The sequence below is a fragment of the Rubrivirga marina genome (assembly GCF_002283365.1).
Classification (GTDB): Bacteria; Bacteroidota; Rhodothermia; order Rhodothermales; family Rubricoccaceae; genus Rubrivirga; species Rubrivirga marina.
Genome location: NZ_MQWD01000001.1, coordinates 531,995 through 548,174 on the forward strand (window position 1 = coordinate 531,995; position 16,180 = coordinate 548,174).

Annotated in this window: 15 protein-coding genes; 5 read left to right on the forward strand and 10 right to left on the reverse strand. The window is 74.7% G+C overall.

The window, feature by feature from the left end; all coding sequences use genetic code 11:
• Positions 1 to 117: 117 nt before the first annotated feature.
• From BSZ37_RS02145 to BSZ37_RS02155, 3 genes are all read right to left on the reverse strand, one after another.
• On the reverse strand, positions 118 to 453 hold the full coding sequence (locus BSZ37_RS02145) for a DUF971 domain-containing protein (protein ID WP_179299433.1): 336 nt from the start codon (positions 451 to 453) through the stop codon (positions 118 to 120).
• Positions 454 to 525: 72 nt separating this feature from the next.
• Positions 526 to 1,359, reverse strand: coding sequence for an SDR family oxidoreductase (locus BSZ37_RS02150; RefSeq protein WP_095508965.1), 834 nt, complete (start codon positions 1,357 to 1,359; stop codon positions 526 to 528).
• A gap of 92 nt (positions 1,360 to 1,451) precedes the next feature.
• Positions 1,452 to 2,612, reverse strand: coding sequence for an aminotransferase class V-fold PLP-dependent enzyme (locus tag BSZ37_RS02155; RefSeq protein ID WP_218830365.1), 1,161 nt, complete (start codon positions 2,610 to 2,612; stop codon positions 1,452 to 1,454).
• Between the two features lie 121 nt (positions 2,613 to 2,733).
• Here BSZ37_RS02155 and BSZ37_RS02160 point away from each other — a divergent pair, with 121 nt between their 5' ends.
• Together BSZ37_RS02160 and BSZ37_RS02165 are read left to right on the forward strand one after the other, a co-directional pair.
• Positions 2,734 to 3,342, forward strand: a complete 609-nt coding sequence (locus BSZ37_RS02160; RefSeq protein ID WP_179299434.1) for a pyridoxamine 5'-phosphate oxidase family protein — start codon at positions 2,734 to 2,736, stop codon at positions 3,340 to 3,342.
• On the forward strand, positions 3,339 to 4,499 hold the full coding sequence (locus BSZ37_RS02165; protein WP_179299435.1) for an MFS transporter: 1,161 nt from the start codon (positions 3,339 to 3,341) through the stop codon (positions 4,497 to 4,499). The genes BSZ37_RS02160 and BSZ37_RS02165 overlap by 4 nt, the downstream gene beginning before the upstream one ends.
• A 7-nt stretch (positions 4,500 to 4,506) precedes the next feature.
• Here the strand turns inward: BSZ37_RS02165 and BSZ37_RS02170 are convergent, their stop codons facing one another.
• From BSZ37_RS02170 to BSZ37_RS02195, 6 genes are all read right to left on the reverse strand, one after another.
• Positions 4,507 to 4,977 (reverse strand): hypothetical protein, encoded by a 471-nt coding sequence (locus BSZ37_RS02170; RefSeq protein WP_095508968.1) that lies wholly within the window; start codon positions 4,975 to 4,977, stop codon positions 4,507 to 4,509.
• A 104-nt stretch (positions 4,978 to 5,081) separates the two neighbouring features.
• Complete coding sequence (locus tag BSZ37_RS02175) at positions 5,082 to 7,127, reverse strand: TonB-dependent receptor domain-containing protein (protein ID WP_095508969.1); 2,046 nt, start codon at positions 7,125 to 7,127, stop codon at positions 5,082 to 5,084.
• A gap of 49 nt (positions 7,128 to 7,176) precedes the next feature.
• The gene (locus tag BSZ37_RS02180) at positions 7,177 to 8,334 is read right to left on the reverse strand and encodes a PQQ-dependent sugar dehydrogenase (RefSeq protein ID WP_095508970.1); all 1,158 of its coding nucleotides are present in this window, start codon (positions 8,332 to 8,334) and stop codon (positions 7,177 to 7,179) included.
• Between the two features lie 72 nt (positions 8,335 to 8,406).
• On the reverse strand, positions 8,407 to 9,564 hold the full coding sequence (locus tag BSZ37_RS02185) for a PQQ-dependent sugar dehydrogenase (protein ID WP_095508971.1): 1,158 nt from the start codon (positions 9,562 to 9,564) through the stop codon (positions 8,407 to 8,409).
• Between the two features lie 134 nt (positions 9,565 to 9,698).
• On the reverse strand, positions 9,699 to 10,628 hold the full coding sequence (locus tag BSZ37_RS02190) for a haloalkane dehalogenase (RefSeq protein ID WP_095508972.1): 930 nt from the start codon (positions 10,626 to 10,628) through the stop codon (positions 9,699 to 9,701).
• Positions 10,621 to 10,986 carry a DUF4260 domain-containing protein gene (locus BSZ37_RS02195; protein WP_095508973.1) on the reverse strand — a complete coding sequence of 122 codons (366 nt, stop codon included), beginning with the start codon at positions 10,984 to 10,986 and terminating at the stop codon, positions 10,621 to 10,623. Before BSZ37_RS02195 ends, BSZ37_RS02190 begins: the two co-directional genes overlap by 8 nt.
• 71 nt (positions 10,987 to 11,057) lie before the next feature.
• Between BSZ37_RS02195 and BSZ37_RS02200 the strand changes: the two genes are divergently transcribed.
• The gene (locus BSZ37_RS02200) at positions 11,058 to 12,887 is read left to right on the forward strand and encodes an ABC1 kinase family protein (RefSeq protein WP_095508974.1); all 1,830 of its coding nucleotides are present in this window, start codon (positions 11,058 to 11,060) and stop codon (positions 12,885 to 12,887) included.
• 75 nt (positions 12,888 to 12,962) lie between these two features.
• A complete protein-coding gene (locus BSZ37_RS02205) occupies positions 12,963 to 14,264 on the forward strand; it encodes a serine hydrolase domain-containing protein (RefSeq protein ID WP_179299436.1) in 1,302 nt (433 codons plus the stop codon).
• A gap of 45 nt (positions 14,265 to 14,309) precedes the next feature.
• Here BSZ37_RS02205 and BSZ37_RS02210 read toward each other — a convergent pair whose 3' ends face one another.
• Positions 14,310 to 14,933, reverse strand: coding sequence for an inorganic pyrophosphatase (locus BSZ37_RS02210; protein WP_095508976.1), 624 nt, complete (start codon positions 14,931 to 14,933; stop codon positions 14,310 to 14,312).
• A gap of 224 nt (positions 14,934 to 15,157) precedes the next feature.
• On the opposite strand from BSZ37_RS02210, the gene BSZ37_RS02215 reads away from it, so the two are divergent.
• On the forward strand, positions 15,158 to 16,045 hold the full coding sequence (locus BSZ37_RS02215) for an alpha/beta fold hydrolase (RefSeq protein ID WP_095508977.1): 888 nt from the start codon (positions 15,158 to 15,160) through the stop codon (positions 16,043 to 16,045).
• The last annotated feature ends 135 nt before the right edge of the window (positions 16,046 to 16,180 follow it).

Consider the following 16,180-nt stretch of genomic DNA (forward strand, 5'->3'; position numbering starts at 1 on the left):
CACGTGCCGCGGTCGCGCTCGGACAGATCGCGGCATGCTGTGGTCTGTCCCGCCGGTGCGCGCTGGCCCCCTCCGCCTCGGCGCCGAGGCGGAACGAGCCAGCCGAGGCGGAGCGAGTCAGTCCCGGCGGACGTCGTCGTACTGGCGGAGCGTTTCCCAGCGAAAGAGGCCCGATCCGTGGCCGTCGCCCCACACGATCTGGAGCGCGTAGTGGCCGGCCGGGCGAAGCTCCTTGACCTCGTACGTCATCAGCGACGGGAGGTCGAACACGATGGGGTCGACGGGATCGGCCATGTTCGCGTGGCCGCCGCGGCATTCGGCGCACGGGCAGGCCCGCCGGAGGCCCTCGTATGAGTAGTCGGAGACCCGCCCGTCGGCCCACTCGACGGTGAGCGTCTGGTCGTCCGCGTTCGATTCCAGGCGGACAGGGCGGGTCTGGAGGTCAGCGTTCACAGGTCGGCGTTCAGGGTGGCAGGTCGGGCCCGTGGCAGCCAACTCCGAGCGGAGGGCTCCCGGCCCTGAACTCTACAAGAACAGGTCCGGCATGAACTCGGTCGCGCCGGGCGTCACGGCGTACTCCGAGAGGTCGGTCTTCCCAGCTCTCGCCAGCACCTCGTCGTCGATGAAGAAGTGGCCGGTCGTCGTGCTCGGCTGCGTGAGGACCCAGTGCGCGGCGTCGGCCATGATCTCGGGCGTCCGGCTCATGTTCATCATGGCGTCGCCGCCGAGGGCGTACTTGACGGCCGCCGTGGCGATCGTCGTCCGCGGCCAGAGCGCGTTCGCGGCGATCCCGTCGTCCTGGAACTCCTCGCCCCAGCCGAGGACGCACATCGACATGCCGTACTTCGAGATGGTGTACGCCACGTGCGGACCGAACCACTTGGGGTCGAGGTTGAGCGGTGGGCTGAGCACGAGGACGTGCGGGTTTCGCCCCGCCTTCGCGCTCGCCTTGAGGTGCGGTAGCGCGGCCTGCGTCGTGCAGAACGTGGCCCGCGTGTTGACCTGCTGCATGAGGTCGAACCGCTTCATCGGCGTGTTCTCGGTGTCGGCCAGCAGGATCGCGCTCGCGTTGTTGACGACGATGTCGATCCCGCCGAACCGCTCGGCCGTCTCGGCGACGGCCTCCGCCACACGATCCTCGTCGCGGGCGTCGACCTGGAGCGCCAACGCGTGCCCCCCCGCCGCCTCGATCTCCTCGGCGACCGTGTGGATCGTGCCGGGCAGCTTGGGGTGCGGCTCGGCCGTCTTGGCCGCGATGGCGACGTGGGCGCCGTCGCGGGCCGCCCGGAGCGCGATGGCCCGGCCGATGCCGCGGCTGCCGCCGGTGAGGAAGATCGTTTTGCCGGAGAGGGACGCCATGCGGGTGCGGGAGAGGGACGGGACGGTGGGACGACGGCGCCCGCGCCGGGGTCCAGCCCCGCCCGCCTCGGGGCTGAGGGGCGCGGGGCCGCCTACGAGCGCGCGGCGCCGAGGGCGGCGAGGAGGGCGTCGGCGTCCGCCTCGGTGTTGTAGACGTGGGGCGAGACGCGGACCGAGCCGCCGCGGATCGACACCGACACGTTCCGCGCGCCCAGCGCCTCCGCGAGCGCGTCGAGGCGGACGGACTCGGGCGGGCGGAGGCCGAACAGGTGGCCGGCCCGCTCGTCGGCCTCGGCGGCGGCGTAGCCGAGGGCGCGGGCGCCGTCGACGACCCGCTCCGCCAGCCCGGCACACGTGGCCTGGACCGCCTCGGGCGTCCACTCGAGGACCTGCTCGATGCCGGCCGCCAGCATCGGGAGGAGGATCGGGTTCGACCGCTCGCCGACGTCGAAGCGGACGGCGCCGGGCGCGTACGCGTCCTCGTAGCTCGTGAGCCCGGCGAACTCGTCGCTGCCGGCCCGGCCGATCCAGTTTTCTTCCAGCGGCCGCCCCTCGCGGAAGCGCTCGCCGAGCCACAGCGCGCCCATCCCGTACGGCCCGAGCAGCCACTTGTAGCCGGCCGCCGCGAGCGCGTCCGGCCGCGCCCGCTCGACCGAGAACGGGAGCGCCCCCACCGACTGCGTCCCGTCGACCACGAACGCCGCGCCGACGGCGCGACACTGCTCGCCCACGGCTTCGAGATCGAAGACGGTCCCGTCGGCCCAGTGGACGTTGGGGACGGCCACGAGCGCGGCGTCGGCGTCGATGGCGTCGAGAAGGCGTGCGTTCCAGTCGGCGCCCCGCCCCGGCGTGCCGAGCGGGGCCGGCGGCTCGACCGTCCGGATCGTGGCGCCAGCGTCGTCCGCCAGCCGGCGCCACGGGTAGACGTGGCTCGGGAACTGCTCGGCCACGACCACGATCGTCTGCCCCCGCTCCACGTCGAGGTTCTTGGCCACCGTCGCCATGGCGTACGAGACGGCCGGGACGAGCGCGACGTGCTTCGGCTGCCCGCCCACGAGCTGCGCGAACAGCTGGCGGACGCGGTCGGCCGACGTGAAAAAGTCCGCCGGGCCGAAGTCGGTGGGCACGCGCTTGAGGCGGACGCCCTCGACCCCGGCCGCCTCGACGCTCTTGAGCAGCGGGCTCATGTAGGCCGCGTTGAGGTAGTGGAGGCCGTCGGGGAGCGAGAAGCGGCCTTTCTGGGAGGGGAGCACGGGGCGACAGGAGAGAAGGGGGATGCAACCGCGGGTGCCGATCCGTAAGGGCGACTCGGCGAGCCGCCCCAATCTGGCGCACGGCCCCAGTCTAGCTTCCCGCCGCACTCGCCGCTCGCCCGTGGCCGCCCCCCGACACGCCTCCGCCCTCGCCCGCGCGGCCCGCCAGCCGGCCGCCGACCTCCGCCGCCGAGACCGCGGCGCGCCCGACGACGCCTGGATCCGCGAGCGCCTCCGGGCCGCCGCCGTCGGCACGCTCGCGACCGTGCGCGACGGGCAGCCGTTCCTCAACGCGAACCTGTTCGCCTACGAAGAGGCCGTCGACGGGCTCGGCACGATCTGGCTCCACACCGCCCACGTCGGGCGGACGGCCGCCAACGTCGCGCTCGGCGCCCCGGCCCCGGTCTGCTTCTCCGTCTTCGAGATGGGCCGGATGTTGCCCGCGAGCCGCGCGCTCGAGTTCTCGGTCGAGTACGCCGGCGTCGTCGCGTTCGGGTCGGGGCTCGTGGTGGAGGACGCCGCGGCGCAGCGCCACGGGCTGGCCCTCATCATGGCGAAGTACGCCGCGCATCTTCAGCCCGAGACCGATTACGAGCCGCCGACGGACGCCGACCTCGCGCGGACCTCGGTCTTCCGGGTCGAGATCGAGTCGTGGTCGGGCAAGACGAAGGCCGCGCCGGACGACGTCCCGGGCGCCTACCGGTGGCCCGCGACGGGCGCGCCCACGTGACGCTCCCCGCCTTTCTACGGACGCCCCGGCTCCGCTCGGCGGCGCTGCCGTTCGCCGCCAACGGGATTCTCTATGGCACGTGGGCCTCGCGCATCCCCGAGATCCAGACGCGCACGGGGCTGAGCGAGGGGACGCTCGGGCTGGCGCTTCTCGGGCTGGCCGTCGGGCTCGTCGTGTCGGCCGCGGCGGCCGGGCCGCTCGTGGCGCGACTCGGGGCGCACCGCGTGACGCTCGTCGCCCTCGCCCTGTTCGCGCTCGCCGTGGTCGGGCCGGGACTCGCCGTCGGGCTCGGGTCGCTGGCCGCCGTCCTCGTCGGGCTCGGCCTCACGAGCGGGCTCCTCGACGTGTCGATGAACGCGTGGGCGGCCGAGGTCGAGGCGGCCGACGGGACGACGATCCTCGGCGCGTGCCACGGGTCGTTCAGCCTCGGCGGGATGGTGGGCGCCGGCCTCGGCGGGGCCGCCGCCGCGCTCGGCGTGCCGCTCGCGCTCCACTTCGGCGCGTGCGGCCTTGCGTTCGCGGGCGCCGCGCTCGCCCAGGGCCTCGGCGTCCGCGCCCCCGCCGGCGCCGCGCCCGAGGCGGACGGAGACACGCCGGCCGTGGCCCTCCCGACCGGGCCGGTGGCCGGGCTCGCCGCGCTCGCGTTCTGCGGGCTCATCGTCGAGGGCGCCATGGCCGACTGGGGCGCCGTGTTCCTCCGCGAGGTGCTGGCGGCGTCCGAGGCCGTCGCCGCGCTCGGGTTCGCGGCGTTCTCGGCGTGCATGGCCGCCGCGCGCTTCGGGTCGGACGTCGCGACGGCCCGCGTGGGCGACGCGCGGCTGGTCCGCCTCGGCGCCGCGCTGGGCGCGGTCGGGCTGGCGGTGTGCATCGTCGCGCCCGCCGTGCCGCTGGCCGTCGTCGGGTTCGGCCTCGTGGGCCTCGGGTTCGCGGCCGTCGTCCCGGCCCTGTTCCGGGCGGCGTCGCGGGCGCCGCTGCCGCCGGGCGTCGGGATCGCGGCCGTGGCGGGCGCGGGCTACCTCGGCTTCCTCGCCGGCCCGCCCGTGATCGGCTTCGTCGCCGAGGCGTCCGGGCTCCGGACGTCGTTCGCCCTTCTCGTCGCGCTGGCCGGGATCGTCGCCGCCGGGTCCGGCGCGGCGTTCCGCCGCGTGCGGGCGTAGCGGTCGCCTACCACTCGTCGGCGCCCGTCAGCTCAGCCTCGACGCCGTCGGCCGTCGTCATCACGAGGGCGACCGTGTCGAGGAGGACCCGGTCCGAGGCGTCGGCCGGGACCGTGGTCGAGAACATGACGCGGTTGTCCGTCAGCGACCAGCTCCCGACGACGTAGCCCGCGTTGTTCCGGAGGAGCTGCTCCGCCCACCCGCCGGAGAGCGCCTGGCCCTCCTCCATCCCCGCCGCGTACGAGAACACCCGGCGGACGTCCAGAGAGCCGGCCGTGTCCGTCCGCGGCGAGATCCACACGAGTTGGGAGCGCTCGCCTGGGAGCGTGAAGAGGATGCGGTAGTCGCCGTTCGACTCGGCCGAGTAGCTGATGTTGTTCTGGGAGAGCGCCTGTTCGACGCGGGCGTCCGTGGGCGCGTCCTGCGCGAGGGCGGGGGCAGCGAGGAGGACGAGGGCGAGGGGCGCGAAGCGAACCATGGAGTCAGGAGTCGGGGTCGTCCCAACATCGCACACACCGCCCGTAGGCGGGGCGCTCGCCCCCGTTCGCGCCGTCCAGACCGGTCCCGGGGGGTCCGCATCCCCTAGTCGAACGCGACCGACAGCCCGGCCGCGAGGTGCCGCCCGGGCGCCGGCTCCACGAACCGCCCGCCGAACGCGTTGACGACCACCGATCCCGCGTACTGCGCGTCGCCGACGTTGCGGACGGTCACGAACGGCGTCGCCCGCACCCCGCCAACGGCCAGCCCGGCGAGAGCCGCGCGGAGGTGGACGACGGCGTACGCGTCGGTCTCGAGCTCGCCCGCGCTGTCGGCCGCGTACGCGTCGGCGGCCTCGCCGTCGATGCCGAGCGCGAGCGGCAGCGGCCCGCCCGTGGTCCACGTCGCGGTCCACGTCGCGAGGTGGGGCGGGAAGCCGGGGACCCGGTTGCCCTCGGGCGTCTCACTGCCGGCGGGCCCGTCGAGGAACGTCCCGCGCGCGACGGTCACAGCGACAGCCGCGTCCAGCGTTCCGCCTCTGAGACGGAGGCCGTCGGCACGGAGGCCCGCCTCGGCGCCCGCGTGGCGGGCCTCGCCCTCGTTGCGGTAGACCGTCACGTCGGCGACCTCGGTGGGCAGGAGGAGGTCGCGGGCCCACGCCACGAAGGCCGCCGCGTCGAGGCCGAGCGCGCCGCCCGCGACCGGCCACGCCGCCCGCGCGCCGACCTCGCCGCCCCACGTCCGCTCCGGCCGGAGGTCGGGGTTGAAGCCTGGCGCCCCGTCGGGCCGGTTGCCCAGCTCCGTCGTCGTCGGCGCGTCGAGGGCGCCGGCGGCGTTGGCGTAGAGCGTCGCCGCGCCGCCGCCCACGCGCGTGTTGTACGCGAGGCCGACGGACGGGCTGACGGCCCCGAGCGTCCGCGACTGGGAGGGCGCGCCGGCGGGCTCGGCCGCGTACTCCAAGAGATCCGCGCGCGCGGCGGCCGACACCGTCAGCGGGCCGAGGGGCACGCCGAGGCGGGCGAACACGGCGACGGAGCGGACGGTCTCGGTCTGGTCGGTCAGGACGGCGGCGCCCGGCTGGCCACCGTCGTTGTCGCGCTCCAGCCGGTCGTCGCGCTGCGCCTCGGCCTCCACGCCGACGCCCCACGCGACGCGTTCGCCCCCTTCGACCACGGCGCGGATCCCGCCGGAGAGCCGGTCGAGCGTGATGTAGCGCGGGATGATCGGGTTGTCGAGCGTCCGCGCGCCGCCGGTCGCGGTCACGCGGAGGCGCGCGTCCCCGAGCGGCTGCCCGAACGAGAGCGCGACATGGCCCTGCGTGAGCCGCTTCCGCGCGTCCTGCGAGATCGACTCGGGCCGGACCTGGCGCGGGTCCTCGGCCGCCTGCGCCGACGTGATCCCGCCCGGCGACTCGGCCCGCGGGAGGTACGCCCCGAGGCCGACGACGCCGACCGTCTTCCCGCCGCCCAGGTCGGCCGAGCCCGAGAATCCACCCCGGTACGCCTCGACGGCGCTCTGCTGGCGGAAGCCGTCCTGCGTCAACGCCGAGCCCCAGGCCGTGAGGCGCCGGCCGGCACCGAGGGCAGGCCGGGCGACGGCCTCGGCCTTGGCCAACCCGTACGCCCCGCCGAGCGCCCGGACGCGCCCGCCGCCGGGGGCGCCCGCCTCGGTCGAGAGCGAGAGCACCCCGGCCGACCCGCTCCCCCAGAACGTCGAGGCGGGCCCCCGCAGGACCTCGACGCGCTCGATCAGTCCGGCCTCGATCACGTTCAGCTGGGTCTGGCCGTCGGCGAGCGTGAGCGGGACGCCGTCGAGGAGCACGTGCGTCCCGCGGACGCCGAACGCCGCTCGCCACCCGAGCCCGCGGACGAGCACGCGCTCGCCCGTCGACGGGTTGCCGCGGTCGGAGATCCACAGCCCCGGGAGGCCGCGGCCGACGGCGTCGAGCGCCGTGGCCGGGTCCGTGGCCCGTTCCGCCTCGGTCCGCTCACGAACCGCGAGGGCGAGGGGCGCGCGGGCCGGGACGAGCGTGAACGGCGACGCCGTCACCTCGACGGCGCCGAGGTCGCGGACCGCCGTCGTGTCCGGCTGGGCGTCGACGGAGACGGCGGAGAGCGCCGCCAGCGCGGCGGCGAGAACGAGGCGATGCATGACGGGTCGGGGGGACTCTGTGGGGCGGACCCGTTCGGCGCGCGGGGCGCTACTCGGCGGGGAGCGGGGCGAGGCGCCAGACGGCCCCGTTTCCGTCGTCGGTGAGGACGTAGACCGCGCCGTCGGGGCCCTGCTCCACGTCGCGGATCCGCACGCCGAGTTCGACGGTCTCCTCGTGCGTGACCATGTCGCCGTCGAGCTCGAGGCGGACGATGCCCTGGCGGCCGAGGCTGCCCAGCATCAGGCTGCCGGTCCACGCGGGGATCGTGCTGGAGGTGTAGAACAGCATCCCCGACGGCGAGATCACCGGCGACCAGTCGCGGACGGCGACCGTCAGGTCGGGCCGCGTCGAGGGGTCGGGGATTGAGGCGCCGCTGTACTCGGAGCCGGAGCTCACGAGCGGCCAGCCGTAGTTGGCGCCGCGCTCGATGAGGTTGAGCTCGTCGCCGCCGCGCGGGCCGAACTCGGCCTCCCAGATCTCGCCCGTCGTCGGGTGCACCGCGAGGCTCTGCGCGTTGCGGATGCCGTAGGCCCAGATCTCAGGCTCGGCGCCGTCCTGGCCCACGAACGGGTTGTCGTCGGGGACCGAGCCGTCCCGGTTGAGGCGGACGATCGTGCCGACCGTGTTGCCGAGGTCCTGAGCCGGGTCCTCCTGCCCGCGATCCCCCGAAGACACGAGCAGCATCCCGTCGGGCGCGAACGCGATGCGCGACCCGAAGTGCCGGCCGCCGCGCTCGAACGGCGCCTGCACCCACAGGTCCTCGAAGCCGACCAGCGCGCCGCCGTCGAGCCGGCCCCGTCCGACCGCCGTCGCCGCCCCACCGCTTGGCCCGGGCTTGGCGTAGGTCAGATACACGAGTTGGTTCGTCTCGAAGTCGGGGTCGAGGGCCACGTCGAGCAGCCCGCCCTGCCCGTCGTCGGCGACCTCGGGCGTGCCGGCGACCACGTCGAGCGTCCCGTCGCCCAGGAGATGGAGGCGGCCGGCCCGCTCGGTCACGAGGGCCCGGCCGTCGGGGAGGAACGCGATCCCCCACGGGTGGTCGAGCCCCGACGCGACCTCGTAGACGCCGAGCGTCCCCGCTTCGGTCTCGACCGTCGTCTCGGGGTCCGCCGAAGCGGCCGCCGAGGCGGGCGGGGCCGGCTCCGGTTGGGCGCACGCGCCGACGGTCACGAACAGGGCGGCGGCGAGGAGAAGGACGCGGGGCATCACGACAAGGGGGAGCGGGCGCACGAGACCGCGCGGCCGGCGCCTCTGTTCCGACAGAGATCCGCCGCGGGGCTAGTTCGAGCCGTCCGGCGGCGACGTCTCGATGGCGCGGAGGACGAGGACCCGGCCCTCCGGATTCGGCTCGTCGGTGAGGAGGTAGAGCCGGCCGTCCGGCCCCTGCTCGACCTCCCGGATCCGCGGGCCGATCGGGAGCATCTCCTGGCCCGTCACCGCGCCGTCCTCGAGCGTCATCCGGACGAGGCTCCGGTAGACGAGGCTCCCGACCAGGAAGCTCCCCTGCCAGCCCGGGACCTCGGCGCCCGTGTAGTGGGCCATCCCCGACGGCGCGATCGACGCCGTCCAGACGGCGACGGCGTCCTCGAACTCCGGCCGCGTGGGCGGGTCGGGGATGAGCTCGCCGTCGTAGTCCATGCCCCAGCTCACGACCGGCCAGCCGTAGTTGGCGCCGCGCTCGACGCGGTTGAACTCGTCGCCGCCGAGTGGCCCCATCTCAGCCACGTAGAGGTCGCCGGTGATCTTGTCGAAGGCGGCCGCCTGGATGTTGCGGTGGCCATAGCTCCAGATCTCGGGGCCGGCGCCGTCCTGCCCCACGAACGGGTTGTCGTCCGGAACCGAACCGTCCCGGTTGATCCGTACGACGGTGCCGAGGTGGTTCGAGAGATCCTGGGCCGGGTCGAACTGGAACCGCTCGCCGGTCGCGAGGAATAGGTGGCCGTCGGGCCCGAACGCGATCCGGCTCCCGAAGTGGGCGCCGCCCGACATGTAGGGCACGGACGTGAAGAGGGGCTCGAACCCCTCGATCCGGTCGTCGACGAACCGGCCGCGGCCGAGGGCCGACGCGGCGCCCTCACCGTCCGGGTTCGGGCGGGCGTAGGAGAGGTAGACGAAGCCGTTGTCCTCGAAGTCCGGGTCGAGCGCGACGTCGAGCAGGCCGCCCTGCCCACGGGCCCACACCTCGGGGACGCCCTCGACCGGGCCCGAGACGCCGCCGTCGGGCGTCACGATGCGGAGGTGGCCCGGCCGCTCGGTCACGAGCATCCGGCCGTCGGGGAGGAACGTCATCCCCCAGGGCCGGTCGAGCCCGTCGGCGACGGGGTAGACGCCGACGGGGCCCGCGGCGGAGAGGAACGAGGCGATCTGGTTGGGCGGCGGCTGGGCGCTGGCGGGCGCCGCGAACGCGACGGCGGCGAGGAGGAGCAGGAGGCGCATGGGGAGTCGGGAGAGGTGCCCCGGGCCCACCGGTCGGCGCCGCCCCCCGTTCCGCCCCCCCGCGGGGTCAGGGCGTTCCCCGATCTCCTCCCCCCTCCGCCTCGGTGCCGAGGCGGGGCGGGCCGGCGGCGCTGCTAGGCGGACGACGCCGCGTCCATGAACGCGACCACGTGATCGGCGATCTCGGCCCCGCTCGCGTCCTGCAGAAAGTGGCCGCCGCGCACGAACGTCGGCGCCGCGGCGGTCGGGACGAGGCGCTCGAACGTTTTCCAGGCGCCGCCCAGGATCGGGTCGGACGCGGACCAGACGAGGAGGCACGGCTTGTCCCACATCGCCAGCGCCGCGCGGGCCCGCACCATCACCTCGGCGACCGGGTCGGACGGGTCGCTCGGGACGAGGAGCGGCCACGTCGCCGCGCCCGCCTTGTGCCGCGCCGACGGGAACGGTGCCGTGTAGCCCTGGACGAACGGCGCCTGCCGCGCCGGCAGCGCGATCCGCATCAGCGCGCCGATGGGGAGGTGCCGGCCCAGGACCCGCACGCTCGCCTTCCACACCTTGAACCCAAGCGTCGGCCGCTCGCGGCCGGTCGGGAGGAACGTGTTCATCACCACGAGCCGGGCGATCCGGTCCGGGACGTCGAGCGCGGCCGCCGGCAGGCCCATCAGCCCGCCCCAGTCCTGGACCACGAGCGTCACGTTCCGCAGGTCGAGCTGGCGGACGACGTCGAGGAGCGCGGCCCGGAACAACTCGTAGGTGTAGGCGCTCGTCCGCGTCGGCTTGTCGCTCCGCCCGAAGCCCGGGAAGTCGAACGCGACGGCGCGGTGGCCGGCCGCCACGACCGGCGGAATCATCCGGCGGTAGAGGTAGCTCCACGACGGCTCGCCGTGGAGCATCAGCACGGTCTCGGCCGCGCCGCGCGGCCCCTCGTCCACAACGTGGAGGCGGAGCGGGCCGTCGAGGCCGGGCAGGTCGGCCCAGAGGTACTGCGGCGCGAAGGGCCACTCGGGCAGCCCGTCGAAGCGGGCGTCGGGCGTGCGGACGACGTTCGGGGGGAGGTCAGGCACGGCGGGCGGGGCCGATGGGGCCGAGGTGCGTCTGGTGAAACCCGTCGGGGAGCTTCAGGCCGTAGCCGAGTGCGCGGTCGAGCCCGATGTGCGCGGCCCAGACGAGCGCGACGGGCAGGCCGAGGGCCCACCCCGCGCTGTACGCGACGGCGGCCAGCAGGGTAGGCACGGCGTACGTGTGGGCCGCGTTGTACATCGCGGCGCCGACGTGCGGTCCGCGGAGGTAGCCGACCGCCGAGAGATCGGGCGCGAAGAGGAGCCCCACGAAGAGCCACCACGAGGCGCCCGTCAGCGCGTAGCCCCAGACGGCGACGGCGAGGGCCGCCAGCCCTTCGAGGCGGAGGAGAGTCCGGGTCATCCCGGAGACTACGGCGAGCCACCCCGGGCCTCGCAGGACACAAACGCCATCGTCGCACCGTACGCACCCCGATGCTCCCCGAGACCGCGCCTGCTCCGCCTGCCCCCGCCTCGGCCCCGAGGCGGGCGGACCCGCCCGAGGCCCCTGCGGTCATCGAGGTCGCGCGGCCGGCGCGGCGGCGGTTCCGGCTCGCGCGGGCCTACGCGGCGGCGCTCCGCGTGGCCGCGAGCTACCTGTGGTTCGAGGTCTGGGCCCGGCTCCGCGGGCCGCGCTGGCGGGCGCGGCGGGCGCCCGCGCTCCACGCCCGCAACGGGCGCCGCGTGCGGCGGGCCATCCTCCGGCTGCGGGGCCTGTTCATCAAGGCCGGCCAGCTGGCGAGCGTCCTCACGACGCTCCTCCCCGAGCCGTTCCGCGTGGAGTTGGAGGGGCTCCAGGACCGCGTGCCGGCGAGCCCGCCCGAGGCCGCCCGCGCCCGGATCGAGGCCGAGCTGGGCGCCCTGCCCGAGGCGCTCTTCGCCACGTTCGACGCGCTGCCCGTCGCGAGCGCCTCGCTCGCGCAGGTCCACCGCGCGACGCTCCTGACAGCGCCCGACTCCGCCCGCCTCGACGCCGAGGGGGGGCCACCCGGCGGCGACGGCGCGGCCGGCGCCCTCCGCACGGTCGCCGTGAAGGTCCAGCACGCCGACATCGACGCCATCGCGCGGCTCGACCTCAGCGCCATCGAGACCATCCTCCGGGCCGTCGGGCGCGTGTTCGGGATTCGCGGGCTGCGCGAGCAGTTCCGCGAGATCGAGGACGTCATCTTGGGCGAGCTCGACTTCGAGCGCGAGGCCGCCAGCGCCGCCGAGATCGGGCGGAATCTGGGCCGCGGCGTCTCGGTCCCGGCCGTCGTCCCCGAACGCTCGACGCGGCGCGTCCTGACGACCGACTACGTGGACGGGATCAAGGCCGGCGACCTCGGGGCGCTCGACGCGGCGGGCGTGGACCGGCCGGCGCTCGCCGAGCGGATCCTCGACACGTACGGCGCGATGATCTTCCGTGACGGGCTCTACCACGCCGACCCGCACCCGGGCAACCTCCTCGTCCGCCCGGACCCGGCGCAGCCCGACGGGTTCGAGCTCGTGTTCCTCGACTTCGGGGCCGTCGCCCGGCTGACGCCCGAGATGCGGACGGGTCTGGCCGAGATGGTCGCCGGCGTCCTCGCCCGCGACGCCACGCGCGTCACGGCCGCCCTCGACACGATGGGGTTCACGGCCGACGGCGGCTCGCTGGAGGCGAACGCGGCCGTCCGCCAGCTCATCGAGGGCGTCCACGAGCGGATGCTCCGCGGGGCCGACCCGATGGCGTGGCGCCTCGGCGACCTCACGCTCGACATGGCGCTCCAGCACAAGATGGACGCGTTCGACGAGATGGCCGACCTCGGCGTCTCCGTGACCGACCTCGCCAGCGCCTTCCGCGTCCCGCGCGACTGGATCCTGCTGGAGCGGACGGCGCTCCTGCTCATCGGCCTGTGCGCCGCGCTCGACCCGAACGTCAACCCGCTCCGGGTGCTGGAGCCGCACATCCGGCCGCTCACGCGCGAGGCCGTGCCCGAGATCGGGCGGGCGCTCTGGGCCGAGGTCCAGTCGGCCGGTCGGATCCTGCTCGGCCTCCCGGCCCGGGCCGACCGGGTCCTCGCCGAGGCCGAGGCGGGCTCGCTCACCGTCCGCGACCCCGCAGCCGTGGCGGCGACCGAGCGGCTGGCGCGGTCGGTCCGCGGGCTGGCGTCGGCCGTCGGCGCCGTCGGGACGGGCGGGATCGCCTACGCGGCCTACGCGGGCGGCGACGGCGGGATCGCGCTCGCGCTGGCCGCCGTCGCGGCGCTCTTCGGGATCGGGTCGCTCCGGGCGGGACGGCGGTGAGATCCCGTGACGATTCGTGACGGTCGCCCCCCCAGCGGCCCGATAGGTTCGCCCCGACCGCCGCCCCGACCCGCCGTGCTTCGTCCCCTCCTCGCCGCCATTCTCCTCGCAACCGCCGCCCACGCACAGACCGACGTCCGCGCTGAGCGGGTCGCCCGGCTCGACTCGGCGCTGGCGGCTCTCCACACCGACGGCCTCTTCAGCGGCACCCTCGCCATCTCCGACGCCAGCGGGGAGATCGTCTACCGCTACGCTGCCGGCACGCACGCGGGCGAGCCGGTCACGACCGCGACGCCGCTCTACGTCGCGTCGGTCTCCAAGATGATGACGGCCGCGGCCGCCCTGTCGCTCGTCGCCGACGGCCGGATCGGGCTGGACGACCCCGTCGCCCGGCACCTCGACGCGTGGCCCTACCCCGAGGTCACGGTCCGCCACCTTCTCGACCAGACGGCCGGCCTCCACTTCCTGACGACGATCACCGCGCACGCCGACACCACGCGGCCCGTGACGTCGGCGATGGCGCGGGCCCTCCTCGCCGAGCACCGGCCGGGCCTCGCCTTCGCGCCCGGGAGCGCGTTCGCGTACGACAACGCGAACTACGCGGCGCTCGCCTGGCTTCTCGGCGCCGTCACCGGGCAGCCGCACGGCGAGGTCCTCCGGGAGCGGGTCTTCGAGCCGGCCGGGATGACGGACGCGTTCGTCGGACCGTCGGGCGAGGTCCCATGGATTGCGTGGGCCGGCGGCGACGGCGACGCCGTCCACGCGTCGGTCGAGCACCTCCTCGCCTTCGACGACGCGTTCTGGACGGGGCGGATCGTGCCCGACTCGCTCGTCCGCGCCGCCCTCACCCCGCCGACGTTGGCAGACGGCGGGGCCAGCCGCTACGTGTTCGGCCGGTTCGTCCAGGACGAGCCGTGGCCCCTCGTGGGGCATTGGGGGGAGGGCGACGAGGTCAAGACCGGCCTCTGGCGCGAGCGCGCGGAGGGCGGCCTGCCGGGGACGACGTACGCCATCGAGGCCACGGACGACGGCGTCCACCGGACGCCGGTCCTCGGCGCGGTCCTCTCGATCTGGAAAGGCGAGCCGTTCGAGTTCCCCCAGCCCCGCCCCGTCGCCGACGTCCCCGACGCGGTCCTCGCCCGTCACGTCGGCGACTACAGCTCGAACTTCGGCCTCCTCCACATCACCCTCGAAGGCGGCCAGCTCCACCTGGAACCCGAAGGGGCCGGCGGGTCCGAGCCGCTCATCGCCGCGTCGGAGACCGTGTTCTACTTCGGTGGGCAGGACCTCACATGGGAGTTCGTCGTCGAGGACGGGCGGACGGTCGGGCTCCAGCTCCAGGGCCAGCCCGAGACGTACGGGGCGCGCGTCGAGTAGGCCCGCCTCGGCGCCGAGGCGGGCGGGGCCAGCCCGTGACCGCCTTCACCCCGGCCCCTCGAACTCGTCGGCGTAGTCGGCCCGGGCGGCCTCGACGACCTCGAAGGCGTGCTCGCGGCCGTAGGTCCGAGCGATCGACGCGTCGGACTTGCTGCCGGGGACCAGCTTGTAGGTCGAGAAGTAGTGCGTGAGCCGCTCGACGAGCTTGTCGGGGAGCTGGTCGAGGTCCTCGACGTCGCCCCAGAACAGGTCGCCCTGGAGGACGGCCACGATCTTGTCGTCGGCCTCGCCGTTGTCGATCATCTGGAGCCCGCCGACGACGCGGGCGGCCAGCGTGATGTCGCCGCGGTCGATCTGGCGCTCGGAGATGACGCAGACGTCGAGCGGGTCGCCGTCGCCGCGCTCGGCCTCGGGGCCGGAGAGGGCCGCCACGCGGTCGGCGCAGTACGTCCGTGGGACGAACCCGTAGAGCGTCGGCGGGTGCGACGACGACCGCTGCGGCCGGTCGACGCGCGTGTAGCCGGTGACCTTGTCGAGCTCGTACTTGACCGCGTCGAACGGCGTGATCTCCACGTAGGCCGTGACGACGCGCGGCGCGTCGGGGCCTGCGTCGAGGCCGTGCCACGGGTGCGGGCGCCAGCGGAAGAACGGGGACGGGAAGGCGGGCATCGGGCCGGGCGAGGAAGGGCCAGGGGGACGCCCGCCGACCGTCCGGGTTGCGCGTTCGCACGGGCTTCCCGGAGCGCCGACGGCGGAAGACCGGAAGCCGACCCGGATGGAGTAAGCGTCGTCCTGAACTGCGGATGATGATTGCAAAAACCGCCAATCTGACACGGAGTGGCCGGTTGACACCCTAAGCGCCTTCGCTCCCCTCCCCCTCTTCTTTCCCTCTCATGCCGCACATCACCACCACCTCCGCCCAGCCCACCGCCGAGCTGTTCTACCAGGACAACAACCCCGAGGGCACGGCCGGGACGGTCGTCCTCATCCACGGCTGGCCGCTCAGCCAGTTCATGTTCGAGCCCCAGGTCTGGGCGCTCACCGAGGCCGGCTACCGCGTGGTCGCCTACGACCGCCGCGGGTTCGGGTCCTCCGCGTTCGTCCAGGGCGGCTACGACTACGACACGTTCGCGGCCGACCTCAAGGACCTCCTCGAGACGCTCGACCTGACGGACGTCGACCTCGTCGGCTTCTCGATGGGCGGCGGCGAGCTCGGGCGCTACGTCGGGCGCTACGGGACCGACCGCGTCCGGAGCCTCACGTTCATGAGCTCCGTCTTCCCGTACATGCTCAAGACCGACGACAACCCGAACGGCGTCCCGAAGAGCACCTTCGAGGACATGAAGGCCGGCATCAAGGACGACCGCCCGGCGTTCATGGAGAGCTTCGGCAAGCAGTTCGTCAACTACGACAAGCTCTCGGACCGCGTCTCGGAGCCGCTCCTCCACTTCCACTGGGGCATCGCGACCGGCGCCCAGCCGAAGGCGATCGTCGACTGCGTCGACGCGTTCGGCATGACCGACCTCCGCCCCGACGCGGCCAAGATCGACGTGCCGGCCCTCTTCATCCACGGCGACGACGACCAGATCGTCCCGTTCGAGACGTCGGCCCAGACCGGCAGCGAGCTCGTCGCGGGCAGCCGCGTGCTCACGGTCGAGGGCGGCCCGCACGGGCTGAACCTCACGCACACCGACGAGGTCAACGAGGCGCTCCTGAGCTTCCTCAAGGACCCGCAGAACGCGACGGTCGGCGAGCCGGCCCGCCAGCTCGAGACCGCCTAGCGCGGCCCCGACGGCGTTCGGCCGTCCGCAGCCCTGCCACACCGCCCGCCTCGGCCCCGCGCCCGAGGCGGGCGGTCTGCGTTCGTGGCGGGAGCGTGACCCCGAGCGCACGACGGCACCGGAGGAAGGGGCGGA

Coding starts and splice junctions, on each gene's coding strand:
- BSZ37_RS02150 (WP_095508965.1), bottom strand. CDS start 1,359: ATGGCGTCCCTCTCCGGCAAAACGATCTTCCTCACCGGCGGCAGCCGC.
- BSZ37_RS02170 (WP_095508968.1), bottom strand. CDS start 4,977: ATGGTTCGCTTCGCGCCCCTCGCCCTCGTCCTCCTCGCTGCCCCCGCC.
- BSZ37_RS02175 (WP_095508969.1), bottom strand. CDS start 7,127: ATGCATCGCCTCGTTCTCGCCGCCGCGCTGGCGGCGCTCTCCGCCGTC.
- BSZ37_RS02180 (WP_095508970.1), bottom strand. CDS start 8,334: ATGCCCCGCGTCCTTCTCCTCGCCGCCGCCCTGTTCGTGACCGTCGGC.
- BSZ37_RS02185 (WP_095508971.1), bottom strand. CDS start 9,564: ATGCGCCTCCTGCTCCTCCTCGCCGCCGTCGCGTTCGCGGCGCCCGCC.
- BSZ37_RS02195 (WP_095508973.1), bottom strand. CDS start 10,986: ATGACCCGGACTCTCCTCCGCCTCGAAGGGCTGGCGGCCCTCGCCGTC.
- BSZ37_RS02200 (WP_095508974.1), top strand. CDS start 11,058: ATGCTCCCCGAGACCGCGCCTGCTCCGCCTGCCCCCGCCTCGGCCCCG.
- BSZ37_RS02210 (WP_095508976.1), bottom strand. CDS start 14,933: ATGCCCGCCTTCCCGTCCCCGTTCTTCCGCTGGCGCCCGCACCCGTGG.
- BSZ37_RS02215 (WP_095508977.1), top strand. CDS start 15,158: ATGCCGCACATCACCACCACCTCCGCCCAGCCCACCGCCGAGCTGTTC.